Below are 16,927 nucleotides of genomic sequence, written 5' to 3'. Positions count from 1 at the left end.
AGAGGTAGGGATATATGGAAAACGGTTCTGTACTTCGTATACTGTTCGTAGAGGATTACCCTCCTGATACTGAACTGGCAGAAAGGATACTCTTAAAGAACGGACTGGAATTCCAGTCCAGAAGAGTGGAAACTGCCGAGGATTTCTTAGAGGAATTGCATGGATTCTCTCCTGACATTGTGATATCAGATTATAATCTTCCAACATTTGATGGGATGGAGGCACTTAGGATCCTTCTTGATCACGACAGCAGCATACCGTTCATTGTTTTCACAGGCTCGCTCAATGAGGAGACTGCAGTGGCATGCATGAAGGCTGGTGCTACGGACTATATTCTAAAGGACCGTATAAGGAGGCTTCCTTTCTCTGTAATGGAGGCACTTGATAAGAAGGCAGCTTTTGTGGCAAGGGAAAAGGCGGAGCTCTCTCTCAGGGAAAGTGAAGAGAGACTTCAGCTTGCAATGGAGGTATCTGAATATGGGTTCTGGGACTGGGATATGGATTCCAACGACGCATATTTTAGTCAGGGGTGGTATTTCATGTTTGGATACAAGCCTGATGAACTTCCAGGTACTTTCGATGCCTGGGCAACTCTTCTGCATCCTGATGACCATGGTCTTGTTATTGGCCGTTTGATGAATGATCTCAGGAAACTGGAAGTATTCCAGATGGATTTCAGAATGCTGTCCAAATCAGGTAAATGGATATGGGTTACTGGACGTGGGAAACCCTTTGATATAGATGAGAATGGGGTTCCTCATCGTGCCATCGGTACGTTCATAGATATTACCAGCAGGAAACTTGCAGAAGAGCAAATCCTGCGTGCCCGGATGGCTGCTGAAGAGGCTAATCGCTATAAGGATGAGCTGCTTGCAAACATGAGCCATGAGCTGCGAACGCCTTTAAGTTCCATAATTGGTTTTTCTGATGTCTTGCTGGAAGGTTATTCAGGAGAACTGAACAGCAAGCAAAAAGAACAGATATTTACTATCAACAATAGTGGCAATCGTCTTCTGGAACTAATAAACCGGATGTTGGACCTGTCTAAAATAGAATCAGGAGGTATGGACCTGATATTTGAGAATTTCCATCCTGAATACGTATTATCTGTCGTTCTCAACAGGACCGATCCAATGGCATCTAAAAAGAACATCTCTCTAAGTATGAATGTAGATCCGGAGGTGGGTGAGATCATGGCAGACGCGACAAAGATCACAGAGATCCTCTACAATCTGGTCGAAAATTCTCTGAAATTCACACCTGATGGTGGTGAGGTATCTATTGATGTCAAAAAAGGGGATGATAGCATATACATATCTGTCTCTGACAATGGGACTGGCATAAAAAAGACCGATGTGGAACGGATATTCGAGCCATTTGTACAGGTAGATGGTTCAACAAGTCGTAAATATGGAGGAGTAGGTCTTGGTCTTATGCTTGCCAGAACATATGCAAAGATGCATAATGGCGATGTTCAGGTGAAAAGCAATTATGGGCATGGCAGTACGTTCACTTTGATATTGCCTTCATCCCCTGTCTCCCGGGAGATAACTGGTCAGGACAGATGTACTACTGGTCTGCATTAGTCAAAGAAATAGTCGCTCCAGTCAACGGACCCTGGTCTGAATTCTTTCTCTAGTTCCTCTGTGTCGCCATTTCGAAGTCCCTTAACTATTCTTTCGATATCCTTGAAGGTTCCTTCCACAGCTCCTGCTGTCGTATCGAGTTCAAAGACCTTCTCGCACCAGTCCACCGCTTCCGCCAGGATGATGTCCAGGGCTTCTGCTTCGAGGTTCTCCCGTACTTTGTCAACTGAATACTTCCTTTTTTCAAGTCTTTCTTTCAACTTTACAGGCGATGTCCTCAGTACAATAACGATATCAGCAATATGATGAGAAAGGTGACTATCTACTATAGTAACAGGATAGAAGCTGTCCTGCAGCTCCAGGACCCTGTTATATACCAGGTCCATGTCAGCAACGACACAGTCCCTTTCGGTATCCACTTCTGAGTAGAGCTTCTCTTCTTTGATCAGCTCGTTGAGGTGGATGACCTGATAGAAAGGGTCCTTTTCAAACAGTTTTGTTACTGACGTCTTTCCTGTACCCGGTGTTCCGGTGATACCAATAAGCATAGTGAACAATGAGCCTGCAAGTGCTTAATTCTTATGGGCGGCCTCGGCTATCTTCAGGAAGTTCTTGACGATCCATAATCCGTCCTCGGTAAGTATGGACTCCGGATGGAACTGCACCCCATAAACCGGGTACTCCTTATGTTCAACAGCCATGATGATGCCATCATCCGTCCTTGCAGTAACCTTTAGGTCCTCTGCAAGTTTTTCGATAGCAAGTGAGTGATATCTTCCACCCTTGAACGTGTCTTCAAGTCCTTCGAAAAGTGGTGATCCTTCATGGGTGATGTCAGATGTCTTTCCGTGGATAGGTCCACCTTTTGTATGTCCTATGGTCCCACCGAACGCTGTGTTTATCGCCTGGTGGCCAAGACAGACCCCAAGCACTGGTATCTTTGACCCGAATTCCCTTATTATCTCAAGTGATGAACCGATATCCTCTGCCTTATGTGGTGTCCCTGGTCCGGGTGAGATCACAATGGCATCCGGGTTGATATCCTTTACTTCTTCAAGGGAAATGGTGTTAGATACTACCTGAGTATCAGGCTCGTATATGGAAACATAGTCCACAAGATTCCAGACAAAAGAATCCTTGTTGTCTATGAACAATACTTTCATTATTTGCCTCCTATGGCCTTTATCATTGCAGCCATTTTCCTTTCGGTCTCATTGTATTCGTATGTCGGGTCTGAGTCAGCTACGATACCTGCTCCTGCCTGTACGTAAGCTGTGTTATTTTTAATGAGCACTGTTCTGATGACAATGGCAAAGTCAGCATCACCGTTCCATGAATAATAGCCTACTCCTCCGCCATATATTCCTCTGGACTCTGGCTCAAGGTCATCTATTATTTCCATAGCTCTTATCTTTGGTGCACCGGACAGTGTCCCTGCCGGGAATATCGCGCGTGTGGCGTCGAACTGGTCACATTCTTCCCTGAGCTCTCCGCTTACGGTACTTTCGATGTGCTGAAGGTGAGAGTATTTTACCACGCTCATAAGGTCATCGACATTGACAGTGCCACTCTTTGAGACCATCCTCACATCGTTACGTCCAAGGTCCACGAGCATTATGTGTTCTGAACGTTCCTTTTTGTCGCTGAGCATCTCATTTGCCAGTACCTTGTCCTCTTCCTCATCCTTACCACGTGGACATGTTCCAGCGATCGGATTTGTGATGACCTTTCTGTCAAAGACGGTCATCAGGGTTTCCGGACTTGCACCTACGATGCCGATGTCCTTGAAGTTGAAGATGTACATATAAGGACTTGGATTGATGTTCCTGAGCCTGATGTAGAGTTGCAGGGGTGTCTGCTTCATTTTGACGGTGTATCTGCGGGATGGTACCACCTGGAAGATATCACCGTCTATGATATGCTGTTTGGCTATCTTCACAGCTTCTTCATAGGCATCCTGATCCATGTTGGCAACAGGTTCTTCCGGATCTGCCGCAGGTATGTCCTCACTTATACTGATGACCGAGGCCATCTGGAGTGACCTTTCCATCAACTGGGCTTCTGAGCTAGCATGGTCGTAAACATCGTTCAGATCACTGGAATCTGTGACGAATGGTGTGATGACCATGTATGTCTCATTGGTAATGTGATCAAAGACAAAGGTCTTTGACATGATCGCGAAGTGCATATCCGGGGTGTCAGCATCGGGCTTCTTGTCCCTGTCCAACCAGGAATCATAAACAAGGTCATAGCTGTTGTAGCCGATGGCACCTCCAAGGAATGTCTGCCTGTCAAAACGCTTCTGGTTAAGCAGAACAGTGTCGGTACTTGTCGGATATATCTTTCTGAAAGCTGCAAGGGCATCGTCACCTTCGTTGACCTTTACCCTGAACTTGCCGCCAATGAGCGATTCCACATCTCCCATGGCCTTGAGCTTATTGTAGATATGTTTGGTAAGCTCGGAGTTCATCTGGCATTCGATGGTGAGGTATCTGTCCTTGATAGATACGACCATCTCAGGCTCGTATCCTACAAAGGAGTACCTTGCATGTCTTTTCTCCTTCTCTACGGATTCAAGTAGATATGAATGCCCTGCGTTCTGCAGAGTTGCATACAATTGTAGTGGGCTGCAAATGCTATCCACCTTTGTCATAAGCTGCACTATTGCAGGCTTCTGTGAATTTTCGACGAGGGATGTGAATTCCTCTTTACTAAGATCAAAATCAACCATTGATACACCTGGCCTCTTCTATAAACCTGCATACCTTTGCAGGATCTTTCTTTCCATCTGTCTCTACACCTGAGGCAGTATCCACGGCAAATGGCCTTACCTCATTTACGGCATCACTTACATTTTCAGGCTTGAGGCCACCTGCCAGTATTACCGGGGCATCAGTGTTCTCAACTACCTTTCTGCTTATTGACCAGTCGTGTACCAGTCCTGTTCCGCCGCTTGAACCGGCTTTCCCAGAATCCAGCAGAATGCCATCTATCAGGTCATTACCAAAAAGTGACTCTATCTCTGTCATCATGTCAGAAGGCAACTCTTTGCTTTCTACGGGTATGGTAAATGCCTTAATGATCTTCTGGTGTGTGCCGTTACGTATTATCTCTATATCCTCTGCACTGAGGTCGTTGTGGATTTGCACTATATCCGGCTTTGTCCTTTCAATAAGATCAAGTGCCTGGTAGCCGTCCTCTGGCATTATGACAAGCACTGAATTCACGAAGAAAGGTACATTCCTGATAAGTTCAGATGCTGTCTGCACATCCAGTTTCCTTGGAGTGTTCACCGGAACCTCTGTGATAAAGCCCACAGCATCGGCTCCACAGTTCACTGCAAGTTCTACATCCTCAGCAGTTCTCATTCCGCATATCTTAACTCTGGGAAGATGCTTCATCTATGACTCCATGAATGTTGTCGTCATCACTGAACTCTATCAGTTTTGCCAGTGCTTTGCCGCTGTCAAGAACTTCTTCTACCATAGGGATCGCTTCTTTGACAGAGGCTGCCTTGCCGGCAACATAAAGCGCTGCAGCTGAGTTCATTACGATGATATCTCTCTTTGGTCCCTTCTCACCCTTCAATATTCTTATGATATCTATTGCATTCTCCTTAGGTGTACCGCCTGCAATATCCTCCGGAGTTGCTCTGTTCATGCCAAGTTCTTCCGGGGTGAGTGTGTAGGTAGTGATATTTCCATCTTTAAGCTCAGCAACGTATGTCTCTGAGAAATTGGATATCTCATCCATGCCGTCACCATGGACTACCATTGCCCTGTCAACTCCAAGTTTCTTCATTACCTGGGCGAAAGGCTCGCAGAGACTCTTGTCAAACACTCCTACAAGTTGCACTTTTGCATTTGCAGGGTTTGTAAGTGGTCCGAGTATATTGAAAACTGTCCTTACTCCCATTTCTTGTCTTATCGGTCCGACCCTTTTCATTGCAGGATGGAAGATAGGTGCGAACATGAATCCGATCCCGTTCTTTTCTATGGACTGCGTTACTTCTTCAGGTGCTTTGTCCACTTTTATCCCGAGTTCTCTCAGGACATCTGCACTACCGGAAAGTGAAGTTATGGAGCGGTTACCATGCTTTGCAACCGCGACACCAGTTGCTGCGGTAACGATCGCAGAGGCTGTTGAGATATTGATGGTGTTGCGCTTGTCCCCTCCGGTTCCTACAACATCCACAAGTGCACCTTCAACTTTAGGAGCAATGGTGTTGGCAGCTTTCTTCATACCGGTTGCAAAACCCGCGATCTCATCAGGGGTCTCTCCCTTCATTTTAAGGGCAATAAGGAGGCCGCCTATCTGTGCGTCCGTGGCCTCTGTGAATATCTTTGTGATAGCATCCTCTGCTTCTGTTATTGTAAGGTCCTGCTTTTCACTTACTTTACTGATGTATTCCTTCATGGTAGCACCTTTTAACGCAGTAATGTATATAGTTGTACAATATTGATTAAAAGATGGCTAATCGTATTTAAGGGTTATGGCTTTGTGGGCTTTGTAGTTTTTCTCATTTGAATGCAGAAATAAGTTTAAGCAATATACTATTAAATCCACTTTTTCGTATCGTGCCGGCTTCGCCGTACCCCTCCGGGATGTTTTTAGTTGTTTATGACTTCCGATCGGTCAAACTTATTGTTCCCTGCTTCCTTGTGTTTCGATAGCTAAACAACAGATCATTGGCGAACAAAGGACAATGCGACCATCCACCGCAGGCGGCACGCTCCTTCACTGCTATCCTGAAGACAATTGAAATAATGCAGTTATTCAAAATTGCTGAGTTCAAAGTTGCAATTGGAAGAATCTCTATAGAGACGTTTTTTCCTTTTCAACACAAAAGCAGACTGAACTGATCCAACGGCTAAAACAGTAAAAAAGATAGAAAGAAAAGCAGGGTTCAGTGAAAAATGAACGGATAAGATGGTATTGTTTCTTCCCTGGCCTATCCTTTACAGTTCATCCTGCCTTTATCTGTCAATCTGTAAGACCTTACTTTCCCCGTCTTGCTGGACAGATGGGGTCCGGCACACAATCTGGAGCAACCCGGGCAGCTTCCACTGCAGCCGGCTGAACTATCTTCGATACATTCGATGTCACCTTTCTGGACCATGATGTTCAGGATATCCCTGAACTCATCATGCCGGAGGTTTAGCCGGTCTGCTATCGTTCTGATAGTAAGGTTCTCTTTCGAGTCTATCATTGCAGCTATCCTTTTCAGGAAGAACCTGTATCCTACGACCATTATGCTCCCTCCCTGAAGACAAGTACCTCGTTCAGGGAGAACCTGTCTCTCCAGTACAGTATGCCTGCAAGTGAAAGGAGACCAAGGTATATTCCCGGTCTGAAGGTTTCCATCACGCTCCATCCTTCATAGTCATCAGGGACAATGAATGAATCCAGCAGATTTCCTCCCATTATCAACAGGTAGACCGCCATGAAGATGAGGGACATCAGGATGCCTACATAAACGAAGGACACGCCTGCATTCAGACCCTGCAACATTTCCTTGAAACCAATGAGGAAAACTGCTCCTATGACCACAAGACAGAATCCTCCAAGGATGTCCCCGGGGATGAATAGCATGCCTGAGAGGCCAGTGTCGATGCCAAGTCCTTCTATTATATGTACCAGTCCAAAGAGTGCGTAGAGCACTCCGGCAAGTGCTGAAAAAGCTACTTCTTTGTTCCCATAATTATTTTTCATCTTTATCATTCTCCTAGTTCATATTTTAGAGTTCAGGCAAGCATTCCTATTCTGCTTCCTATCTGGTATACTGCGAATGCGAATGTCCATGCAAGTGTTGTGCCGTAAGCCAGCTGGAAAAGGGTCCATTTCCATGATCCGGTCTCTCTTTTGATAACACCTATGCAGGCGAAACATGGGGCGTACAGAAGAGTGAACACCATAAGTCCCAGTCCTGCAAGAGGGGTCATTGCACCTGCGGCAAGTATGTCCGAAAGTGTATCTTCATTCTCTCCTGCTCCATAGAGCACACCCATGGATCCGACAACTATCTCCTTTGCAACTACACCGAACAACAGTGCTACTGCAATTCTCCAGTCAAATCCAAGAGGTGCTACAAGGGGTTCGATAATTTGTCCGATGACACCGATTACTGAGTTAGTGGTACCGTACACTTCTTCTGAAGCAAAGACTCCTCCACTTCCTGGTGCTGGTATCGATGCAAGGAGCCATACTCCCACAACTCCAATGAGGATGATCGATCCTGCTTTCTTGAGGTATATCTTTCCTCTTTCCCACATGTGGATGAAACTGCCCTTTAGTGTGGGTATCTTGTATGATGGGAGTTCCATGATGAACGGGGCATCCTCTCCTCTGAGGATCGTACTGCGCATGAGCTTTGCACTCACGATCGCGACCAGTATGCCCAGTGCGTAGAGACTGAATATCACAACACCTGCATCACGTCCGAAGAATGCACCAGCCAGCAGTACGTAGACCGGCAACCTTGCTCCGCATGACATGAAAGGTGTGATAAGTATGGTTATGAGCCTGTCACGGGTATCCTCGATGGTACGTGTTGCCATGATCGCAGGCACATTACATCCGAATCCCATGACAAGTGGAATGAATGACTTGCCGTGCAGTCCGATCTTGCTCATGATCTTGTCCATGATAAAGGCGGCTCTTGCCATGTAACCGCTGTCTTCCATTAGTGAAAGCATAAAGAAGAGCAGCAGGATGTTAGGGAGGAATATGAGCACTGATCCAACACCTGCTATCATTCCTTCTCCTACAAGGGAGGAGAGCCATGGTATTGTGATGAGGTTAGTTGCAGTCTCTGCAAACCATCCAAAGAATATGTCTATTATATTCATGAACGGCGTTGCAAATGTGAATGTTATCTCAAAGGCTGCCCACATAAGTGACAGGAATATAGGGATTCCCAGTGCCTTGTTCGTCACTACGCGGTCGACCATATCAGAACCGCTGAGGTGTTCGGTGTTTATGTCACAGACCTGCCGCAGCATTGTCTGTATGGTCTTATATCTCTGGTCTGCGATCTTAGCCTCGAAACTATCGGCATCAAGCTCATTGAGTATCTTTTCTATTTCCGGATAGCTCTCGCTTTCTTTTGCTTTTTTGAGTATGTTCTCATCACCCTCAAGCAATTTCATGCTGAACCATCGTGAAGGGTAATGTGCGAAATATGGGTCGTTGTTCAGGACCTTCTCAAGTTCTTCTCCTCTGGTCTCGATATCGCTATCGTAGGTGAATATGTTCTCAGTTACTCTGGTCTTGTGCAGTTCATCTGCAACAGCATCCAGAAGACCTTCAATACCGTTCCCCTTGCTTCCAATGGTAGATATTACCGGGACTTCCAGGAACTCCTGCATCTTCTCAGAATCTATGCTGTCACCTTTTGCAAGTGCAAGGTCGGTCATGTTGAGCGCAATTATGAGCTTGACCCCAAGTTCCATTAACTGGGTCGTGAGGTACATGTTCCTTTCAAGGTTTGTCGCGTCAATTACCTGCACTACTATGTCCGGCTTTTCTTCGATTATGAAGTCACGGGCTATGATCTCGTCAAGGGAATAAGCTGTCAGGCTGTAGGTTCCCGGCAGGTCCACAATTTCCATTTCAATGTCATTGTGGACTCTCTTTCCTATCTTCCTCTCCACTGTAACACCGGGCCAGTTGCCCACATGCTGTTTGGAACCGGTGATCGCATTAAAGATCGAGGTCTTTCCAACATTTGGGTTTCCTGTCAGGGCCACAGTTATTTTATCTGTCATTCTGCCACCATCCTGTTATGTTATCCTTTTACTCGACCACTTCGACCAGGACGGTCTCAGCTTCTCTTTTCCTCAGGGAGAGGTTGTATCCTTTAAGCTTGAATTCCACCGGGTCGCCAAGAGGTGCCCTTCGGATGACATCAACTCGTGTTCCGGGAGTTAATCCCATGTCAAGGATCCTTTTCCTTGAGGATTTCTGACCTGTTACTTTCAGAACCTTGACAGATAGTTCCGGTTCAATGAGGTCCAGTGTTTTTTCATTCATGTTATTGCCTTTTGTTCGTTTAAGTTTTGTAGGTATGCCTAACATGTTTAAACAAGTATATATTAATTTTGATGGGCTTATTACAATAGTCTTAATTATAATCACTAGAAGTGGCAAATTTGGCCGGATCCAAAAAAAAGAGAACATGGTCTTTGATCGAAGCAAAGCTGACCGACCATATGCTGCAAAATGAAAATATCAGTGGTCTGTGGATTATTTACAGACCAAAAAGGAAAGAGAAGAAGGGATCTACTGGTTCTCGATGAGCTCGTAGATCTTGTCCATATCCAGGCAGCTCTCTACTATCTCTGCAAGCTCCTCGTATGCCTCATCCTCTGTTGTAACGGTCTCAGGATGATACTCCACACCTTTCTTCTCAGCAAGGTATATCATCAGTGCATGGCGGATGTTCTGATTATCGAAAAGTCCGTGCAGGTATGTTCCTACAATGGTTCCGCTCTCGTCAATGCTGCCATCATCTCCAAAGACGGTCCTTGGTGTCATGGTGGTCCCCATGTGGATCTCGTAACCGCATATCTCATCACCCTTGATGTTCTTGAAGATCGGTCCGTCAGCAACTATCTCTTTTTTGACCTGGACAGTTCTCTTCTTGTATTCACCAAAAGATGTTTCGATATCAAGCAGCCCAAGTCCTTCATAATCTGCCTCAACACCATTCTCTACGCCGGAGTCGTGGATGACCTTTCCAAGCATCTGGTAACCTCCGCAGATGCCAAAGATAACTGCCTTGTCTTTGATCTTCTTTATCTGCGCATCCATGCCACTTGTCTGAAGGTCCAGCAGATCACTGACGGTGTTCTTGGTTCCCGGGATAATGACACAATCAGGGGTTCCAAGTTCATCATCAAGGTCCACATACCTGACCTTTGCGATCCTCTCAAGGGGCTCGAAGTCTGTGAAGTTGGATATCCTTGGCAGACGGATGACCGCAATATCGATGTCGTTGATATCCTCATCCTCTTCCTTGCCTTTCTTCTTTCTGATGGCCATAGAATCCTCGGAGGGTATCTTGATCTTGTAATAGGGTAGTACTCCAAGGACGGGCACCCCTGTAAGGTCTTCGAGCTGTTTGAGCCCGGGTTCGAGTATTGCAGGGTCGCCTCTGAACTTATTGATGACAAAAGCTTTGAGATTCTTGCCGACATCCTCCGGGAGAAGTTCTTTTGTTCCGTAAAGACTTGCAAATACTCCGCCTGATTCGATATCTCCTACCAGTATAATAGGTGCCTGTGTTATACGTGCAGTTCCTACGTTCACAATGTCGCGGTCGTAGAGGTTGATCTCAGCGGCGCCTCCTGCGCCTTCCATGACGATGAGGTCATATTCGGATTCCAGTCTTTCAAGTGCTCCGCGGAGTACGCCATGCATCTCTTCTATGGAATCGTAATAGTTGCCTGCGGTCTTGTCAGCATATGGTTCCCCAAGTACGATGACCTGTGATGTTCTGTCACCTTTTGGTTTAAGGAGGACAGGATTCATGTCAGCGGTGGGCTCCACTCCTGCTGCCTTGGCCTGTATCGCCTGTGCGATACCTATCTCTTTTCCATCTTTTGTTATCCACGAGTTCAGGCTCATGTTCTGGGCCTTAAATGGTGCAACCTTGTATTTTCTGGAAAGTATCCTGCACAGGCCAGTGACCATTATACTTTTGCCGACATCTGATGCAGTACCAAGTACCAGTAACTTCTTTGCATTTTTTTTGTTTTCCATTGCAACCGCCCTTTAATTATTTTTACTGTCTTATACAATTTCGTGACTATGCAACAGTTTTATGAAGGGCAACTTATATCTACTTAACTCCAGTTTATCTTAGTTAGGTGGAACATGACTGAACTTTTGCATGTAAGTGGCGGCCCGACAAAACCTGAGATCATTGCAGTATCCCTATCTAAACTTGATTTAGCTGATGGATGCAGATTCTTTGACATAGGTTGTGGCACGGGAGCCGTATCAATTGAAGCTTCAAAAATGGTGCGTGATATTAGCATATGCGCCATGGATGCAAGGGAAGAGGCGATCAATGTAACGAAGAAAAATTTCGAAGCATTTAAGATTAGCAATGCCCAAGTGTTTTCCGGTGAATCATCCGAGATCCTTGAAAAACAGGAAGTTGGTTCTATCGACTGTGCATTCATTGGAGGCACAAAAAACATTTCCCGTGTACTTGAAGTACTTGCTGAGAAAAAGGCAAAGAGTATTGTATTGAATGCAGTCAGGATCGAAACTGTCGTAAATGTAATAAATAAGATGAAAGAACTTGACTTATTCGATGAGGTACTGCACGTGATAGTTTCGCGAGGTGCACCGATTACCGGTGAAACAATGTTCAAACCTGAGAATCCGATCTATATTGTAGTTGGCAGATCAGGTAAAAATTAATCTTTAATGGTGATAAAAAAATGCTTGTTGGAGTTGGACTTGGCCCGGGAGATCCGGAGCTTCTTACGTTGAAAGCTGTTGAAAGCCTGAAAAATGCATATAAAGTATACGTTCCCGGTCGCATGGCAGCTGATCTGGTGGCACCTTATGCAGAAGCAGAGATCCTTGAGTTCCCAATGTTGACGGATTACGATGTTCTCAATGCTGTCTGGAAGAAGAATGCTGACATGCTTGCTGAGGAATCAAAGGATAACCTTGTTGTCTTTGGTCTTATCGGTGACCCTAATTTCTTCTCAACATTCACTCACCTGAAGCGTGTGATGAAGAAGTTCTATCCAGATGTTGAGACTGCAACCATTCCTGGTATCAGTTCTATCACATCATTCGCTGCCCAGACCGGAGCAGAGGTCGACTCATCTTTTGAGGTGAGTGACGGATCTGACAGCAAGTACAGGATCAGGTTGAAGGCAAGCAAACCAGTTGAGATAATAGAATCCTATGAAAAGGAAGGTTTCAACAAATTCACATTCTGTGAACGCCTTTTCAGTGACAGGGAAGTCATAATCACAGAAAGGGAGAATATCCCTGAGAAAGGTAACTACTTCAGTATAGTCTTCGCTGAGAAGGAAGAATGATACAGGGTGGATCAAATGACAGATAAAAAAGTATATTTCGTAGGGTCCGGTCCGGGAAATGCAAAATACATCACTGTGATGGGTAAAGAACTTCTTGAAGGTGCAGACCTTGTAATTTATGCAGGTTCCCTTGTAAATCCTGAAGTTGTCAATTACTGTAAAGGTGAGAAGATAGACAGTTACGGACTTACTCTTACTGAGACCACCAAGCTCATAGTCGATAATCTTGAAGCAGGTAAGAAGGTAGTAAGGTTACACAGCGGTGATCCTTCACTCTACGGCTCCATCGTTGAGCAGTTCGAGGAACTGAAGAAGTTCGATGTAGAGGTTGAGGTAATTCCTGGTGTATCCTCTGTATTTGCAACAGCGGCTGCATTACAGACCCAGCTTACACTTAACGAGGTTTCAGAAACCCTTATTATTACGCGTCCTGCAGGTAAGACACTTGATGAGGACAAGATCACGGAGCTTTCCAGACATGGTGCCACAATGGCTGTTTTCCTGGGAACTCAGAAGATCGAGCAGATCATGGAGAAGGTGGAATATCCTGATGACACTCCTGTGGCAGTTGTCTTCCATGCATCATGGCCAGACCAGAAGATCATTAAGGGCACTGTTGCTGACATTGCCGGCAAGGTCAAGGAAGCAGGCATCAAGCGCTCCGCAATGATCCTTATTGGCGGGGTTGTAGAACCTGTGGAATATGGTAACTTCGGGAGGTCTTACTTATACGGAGTGGCACAAGAACCGCTATCATAACCTTTGAGAGAAATCTTGAGGTTGCAGAGCGCCTGGCAGGACATCTGAATGCTGATGTCCTGATGTATGACAAGACCATCTTCAAAAAGGCATTCGAGGAGTACGATGCTATTGTGGCTGTATTTGCCACTGGCATTGTTGTGCGAGAGATCGCACCTCTCATCGAGGACAAGTGGAAGGACCCTGCGGTCATTGTGGTTGATTCCAACATGAATTTCGCAATCCCTCTGCTTGGCGGCCATCATGGTGGCAATGAGGTTGTCAGGAAGATAGCCGAGATCGGTCCGGTACCTGTGGTCACAACAGCCACCGAGGTCCATAATCGTAACTCTGTTGAAGGCATTGCCAAGTCATTGGGATGTGATATTGTTAACAAGCCTTCTACGGTGCAGGTGAACTGTGCTCTGCTTGATGAGGATGTGGAGGTCCTCGAGATCAAAGGTCCCAAGATAGTTATTGTCGGGGACGATGTTTCGGTCTTAAAAAGAGATGAAGTAAAGGCTGAGGACAAATGATCATAGGTATGGGGGCCCGAAGGGGTATTGACAGTCAGGAAGCCATCGATGCGATAAACAGTGCGCTTGCAGAGGCAGGCAGAAGTATCGATGATGTGGAAGGACTGGCATCAGCAAAATTGAAAGAGAACGAGACAGGTCTGCATGAGGCAGCCGAGTTCTTCGGGCTCACTATTACATTCATAGATCACGACGAATTGAATAACTATGATGCGCCGTCGGCTTCGCAGGCAAAACGCTTCGGGCTTAAGGGTGTGGCAGAGCCTGCCGCATTGGCGTTGTCGAAAAAAAAGGAATTGATACTAAGGAAGAAGGCATATGGAAGGGTCACAATCGCAATCGCAGAGTAAAGGAAAACTTTACATTATTGGTATAGGTCCGGGTTCAGTTGAGCAGCTGACAGTGAAGGCAAGGGATGTAATACTTACCTCTGATTACATTGTCGGAAACGGTACCTATCTTGACCAGATGGCAAGTCTGCTGGACAAACAGGAGATCGTTCGCAGTGCCATGGGTAAGGAGGTCGACCGTTCAAGCAAGGCAGTGGAGCTTGCACAGGATAATGTTGTTTCCATGATAAGTGGCGGAGACGCTAACATTTATGGTATGGCCGGTCTTGTCCTTGAAGTTGCAGAACATGCAGGTCTTGATGTTGAGATCGAGGTTCTGCCAGGTGTGACCGCTATCACAGCAGCAGCAAGTGTTCTCGGTGCACCTATTGTCAATGACATGTGTACTGTAAGTCTCAGTGACCTTCTGACACCATGGGAAGTTATCGAGAAAAGACTGGAAGGAGCTTCATCTGCAGACTTCGTCATGTCCCTGTACAATCCTAAGAGCCGCCAGCGCAAATCCAATTTCTCAAGGGCTATTGAGATCATCAGGAAGCACAAGGATGACTCCGTGCCTGTTGGTCTTGTGAAGAACGCCCTGAGGGACGAAGGTCAGGATTACATCGTCACAACACTTGGTGAGGTTATGGAGTATAACGACTGGGTGGACATGAGCACAACTATCCTTATCACAACAAATGATTCTCGCATATGGGAGTCCCCATACGGCAAGAGGATAATAACTCCAAGGGGGTATCATCGAAAATATGACTACTGAATCCAAAAAGGAAGATACAAGTATCGAAGAGCTTGTAGAGATGACAACCGAGATCGACCCTGATCTCGTTGCTATCTGTAATGATCTTGGGTCACAGACCGATGAGGCCAAGGCGATCTACATGACCAGCCGTAACATTGCCCGCAAACTCGTAGGTGATGAGACTCCTGAGGATCGTGTTAAGCAGCGTTGTGTAACCTCAACTGGTGACCCTGCTGTTGCAGATATCATGCGCTTTGTCAATGACCCTATAAATGCAGGTGTTGAGGCAATTAGAAAAGGTGCTCCTATTCTCGTTGATATCAACATGGTCAAGTCAGGTATCACAAAGAGAGGTCACAACTGTGAGATCATCTGTGTGCTTGATAAGGATGAGGATGCAGAACTTGCCAAGAAGTATGGTATCACAAGGACTGCAGCAGGATTCCTGAAATGCAAGGACATTCTTGAAGGTTCAATTGTCGCAATAGGCAATGCACCATCCGCTGCATTTGCAGTTTGCAGGATGATCGAGCATGGCATCAAGCCAGCTATCATTGTAGGTACTCCTGTAGGTTTTGTCAACGCAGCAGAATCAAAGGAAGTTGTCAGGGGCGCACCGGTACCATCCATTACATGTGTAGGTACACGTGGCGGAACACCGATGGCAGTTGCCTGTATCAATGAACTTGTTACAATAGCGAATGAAGATTGATGTGTTCCTTAAAGGGGCACATTCACTTTTTCTGACCGCATTTTTTTCTTAAAAATATCCTGCAAGATGGTTAGTGTATACCATCCAAAGTCCTACTGCTACAAGTATCAGGCCTGCTATTTTCTTGAGCTCCATATCAATTTCAGATAGCCTGTGTAGTTTATCACCTGATAGTTTTGCAGAATAAGCTATCATGATCATAGGGATCGCAAAACCAATGGAGTATATGATAAGAAGTGTAGCTCCGTATGTGATATTGCTTTCAAGTGCTACAAGGGTCAATATGGATGCAAGTATGGGTCCGACACATGGGATCCATACGATTCCCAGTGAAGCACCTATTACCAGGCCACCGAACAATCCTTTACCTTCGGCATGTATCTTCCCGGTGTAATGTAAAAGAAAAGCAAATAGTTCCTTGTCCATGAGCATTGAGATGCCCATTAGGATTATCATTAATTCTGCAATTATCCTCAGTTCGCCAAGGTGTGGCAGGAAATATTCTCCAAAGGCCGAGGCAGCAATTCCCATTGCTGTGAATGATATCGTAAGTCCCAGAATTATCGCAAGGGGTCTAAGCTTACTGTTGCCTGTGGAATAGGCAAGTACTATAGGTAATAATGGCAGTACGCAGGGAGACATCACGCTCACAATACCTGCAAAAAAGGCGGCTATGGGTGTGAGCGATGTAGTTTCCAGCATATTATCCTATTACCGTGAATTATTCTCTGTATTCTATTGCAGCATCAAGGACATCTGTCAGTGTTCCCTTGGATGTAAGTCCAATGAACCTTGCACGATTTCTGTCAGTTGTGGTCTGCCCGTCAGCACCCATGTAGATGTACCCTTCATCTGTGATCTCGGCAATGACGAACATATCCGGTATGGAGTATATATTGAAACTGGCGGCAAGTGCTCTTGTTTCTTCAGCATTGATATACATGACAGATGCTTTACCGTTATAGTCATTTGCAATATCTTTCAGAATAGGTTTCTGGGCGATACATGCAGGGCAACTGTCAGTGCCGATCTCAACCAGTACAGGACCTTCTGCTATTGCATCGTTCAGGTGCTGCACATTGATGGCAGTGGTGATCTCAGTCTCCTCGGCTGGATCACCCTGGGTGCCAGCCAGAACGAAAAGTACAGCTATCACTGCAATTGCGGGCAGGATCAATTTGTTCATGCTATCTAAAT

The 16,927-nt window shown here is 45.7% G+C and carries 20 protein-coding genes; 8 read left to right on the top strand and 12 right to left on the bottom strand.

Features of this window, described 5'->3' with window-relative positions; genetic code table 11:
• Window positions 1–14: 14 nt before the first annotated feature.
• On the top strand, window positions 15–1,586 hold the full coding sequence (locus tag BM008_RS06280) for a hybrid sensor histidine kinase/response regulator (protein WP_091934922.1): 1,572 nt from the start codon (window positions 15–17) through the stop codon (window positions 1,584–1,586).
• Here BM008_RS06280 and BM008_RS06275 read toward each other — a convergent pair.
• From BM008_RS06275 to BM008_RS06225, 10 genes are all read right to left on the bottom strand, one after another.
• A complete protein-coding gene (locus BM008_RS06275) occupies window positions 1,583–2,134 on the bottom strand; it encodes an adenylate kinase family protein (RefSeq protein ID WP_091934919.1) in 552 nt (183 codons plus the stop codon). The genes BM008_RS06280 and BM008_RS06275 overlap by 4 nt on opposite strands.
• Window positions 2,135–2,158: 24 nt before the next feature.
• On the bottom strand, window positions 2,159–2,749 hold the full coding sequence (locus BM008_RS06270; RefSeq protein WP_091934916.1) for an anthranilate synthase component II: 591 nt from the start codon (window positions 2,747–2,749) through the stop codon (window positions 2,159–2,161).
• A complete protein-coding gene (trpE, locus tag BM008_RS06265; protein WP_091934913.1) occupies window positions 2,749–4,317 on the bottom strand; it encodes an anthranilate synthase component I in 1,569 nt (522 codons plus the stop codon). Before trpE ends, BM008_RS06270 begins: the two co-directional genes overlap by 1 nt.
• Entirely contained in the window at window positions 4,310–4,987 is a 678-nt protein-coding gene (locus BM008_RS06260) for a phosphoribosylanthranilate isomerase (RefSeq protein WP_091934910.1), read from the bottom strand. The genes trpE and BM008_RS06260 overlap by 8 nt, the downstream gene beginning before the upstream one ends.
• Window positions 4,965–6,002 carry an anthranilate phosphoribosyltransferase gene (gene trpD / locus BM008_RS06255; protein WP_091934907.1) on the bottom strand — a complete coding sequence of 346 codons (1,038 nt, stop codon included), beginning with the start codon at window positions 6,000–6,002 and terminating at the stop codon, window positions 4,965–4,967. The genes BM008_RS06260 and trpD overlap by 23 nt, the downstream gene beginning before the upstream one ends.
• A 535-nt stretch (window positions 6,003–6,537) precedes the next feature.
• On the bottom strand, window positions 6,538–6,837 hold the full coding sequence (locus BM008_RS06250; protein ID WP_091934904.1) for a FeoC-like transcriptional regulator: 300 nt from the start codon (window positions 6,835–6,837) through the stop codon (window positions 6,538–6,540).
• On the bottom strand, window positions 6,837–7,298 hold the full coding sequence (locus BM008_RS06245) for a hypothetical protein (RefSeq protein WP_091934901.1): 462 nt from the start codon (window positions 7,296–7,298) through the stop codon (window positions 6,837–6,839). The genes BM008_RS06250 and BM008_RS06245 overlap by 1 nt, the downstream gene beginning before the upstream one ends.
• A 32-nt stretch (window positions 7,299–7,330) precedes the next feature.
• Entirely contained in the window at window positions 7,331–9,352 is a 2,022-nt protein-coding gene (feoB, locus tag BM008_RS06240) for a ferrous iron transport protein B (protein ID WP_091934898.1), read from the bottom strand.
• Between the two features lie 28 nt (window positions 9,353–9,380).
• Window positions 9,381–9,617: a FeoA family protein gene (locus BM008_RS06235; RefSeq protein ID WP_091934895.1), complete on the bottom strand. Its 237-nt coding sequence runs from the start codon at window positions 9,615–9,617 to the stop codon at window positions 9,381–9,383.
• A gap of 249 nt (window positions 9,618–9,866) precedes the next feature.
• Window positions 9,867–11,348: a cobyric acid synthase gene (locus BM008_RS06225; protein WP_091934888.1), complete on the bottom strand. Its 1,482-nt coding sequence runs from the start codon at window positions 11,346–11,348 to the stop codon at window positions 9,867–9,869.
• A gap of 114 nt (window positions 11,349–11,462) precedes the next feature.
• Between BM008_RS06225 and cbiT the strand changes: the two genes are divergently transcribed.
• The 7 genes from cbiT (at window position 11,463) to BM008_RS06190 (ending at window position 15,730) form a co-directional block, all read left to right on the top strand.
• Window positions 11,463–12,017: a precorrin-6Y C5,15-methyltransferase (decarboxylating) subunit CbiT gene (gene cbiT / locus BM008_RS06220; RefSeq protein ID WP_091934885.1), complete on the top strand. Its 555-nt coding sequence runs from the start codon at window positions 11,463–11,465 to the stop codon at window positions 12,015–12,017.
• A gap of 20 nt (window positions 12,018–12,037) precedes the next feature.
• Window positions 12,038–12,652, top strand: coding sequence for a cobalt-factor II C(20)-methyltransferase (locus BM008_RS06215; protein WP_091934882.1), 615 nt, complete (start codon window positions 12,038–12,040; stop codon window positions 12,650–12,652).
• A 15-nt stretch (window positions 12,653–12,667) separates the two neighbouring features.
• Window positions 12,668–13,411 carry a precorrin-4 C(11)-methyltransferase gene (cobM, locus tag BM008_RS06210; RefSeq protein WP_091934879.1) on the top strand — a complete coding sequence of 248 codons (744 nt, stop codon included), beginning with the start codon at window positions 12,668–12,670 and terminating at the stop codon, window positions 13,409–13,411.
• A gap of 62 nt (window positions 13,412–13,473) precedes the next feature.
• Window positions 13,474–13,926, top strand: coding sequence for a cobalamin biosynthesis protein CbiG (locus BM008_RS06205; protein WP_091934876.1), 453 nt, complete (start codon window positions 13,474–13,476; stop codon window positions 13,924–13,926).
• 8 nt (window positions 13,927–13,934) lie between these two features.
• Entirely contained in the window at window positions 13,935–14,276 is a 342-nt protein-coding gene (locus BM008_RS06200) for a cobalamin biosynthesis protein (RefSeq protein ID WP_245747935.1), read from the top strand.
• Complete coding sequence (gene cobJ, locus BM008_RS06195; protein WP_091934870.1) at window positions 14,245–15,036, top strand: precorrin-3B C(17)-methyltransferase; 792 nt, start codon at window positions 14,245–14,247, stop codon at window positions 15,034–15,036. Before BM008_RS06200 ends, cobJ begins: the two co-directional genes overlap by 32 nt.
• Window positions 15,026–15,730, top strand: coding sequence for a precorrin-8X methylmutase (locus BM008_RS06190; protein ID WP_091934867.1), 705 nt, complete (start codon window positions 15,026–15,028; stop codon window positions 15,728–15,730). The genes cobJ and BM008_RS06190 overlap by 11 nt, the downstream gene beginning before the upstream one ends.
• Before the next feature lie 48 nt (window positions 15,731–15,778).
• Here BM008_RS06190 and BM008_RS06185 read toward each other — a convergent pair whose 3' ends face one another.
• A complete protein-coding gene (locus BM008_RS06185; RefSeq protein WP_177187990.1) occupies window positions 15,779–16,432 on the bottom strand; it encodes a cytochrome c biogenesis CcdA family protein in 654 nt (217 codons plus the stop codon).
• A 19-nt stretch (window positions 16,433–16,451) separates the two neighbouring features.
• Window positions 16,452–16,916, bottom strand: a complete 465-nt coding sequence (locus BM008_RS06180; protein WP_091934864.1) for a thioredoxin family protein — start codon at window positions 16,914–16,916, stop codon at window positions 16,452–16,454.
• Between the last annotated feature and the right edge of the window lie 11 nt (window positions 16,917–16,927).

Origin of the sequence: Methanolobus profundi, from assembly GCF_900114835.1 — an archaeon.
GTDB lineage: Archaea > Halobacteriota > Methanosarcinia > Methanosarcinales > Methanosarcinaceae > Methanolobus > Methanolobus profundi.
Note: the sequence above shows the minus strand (reverse complement) of the source record. Positions and strands in the feature narration are given on the sequence as shown.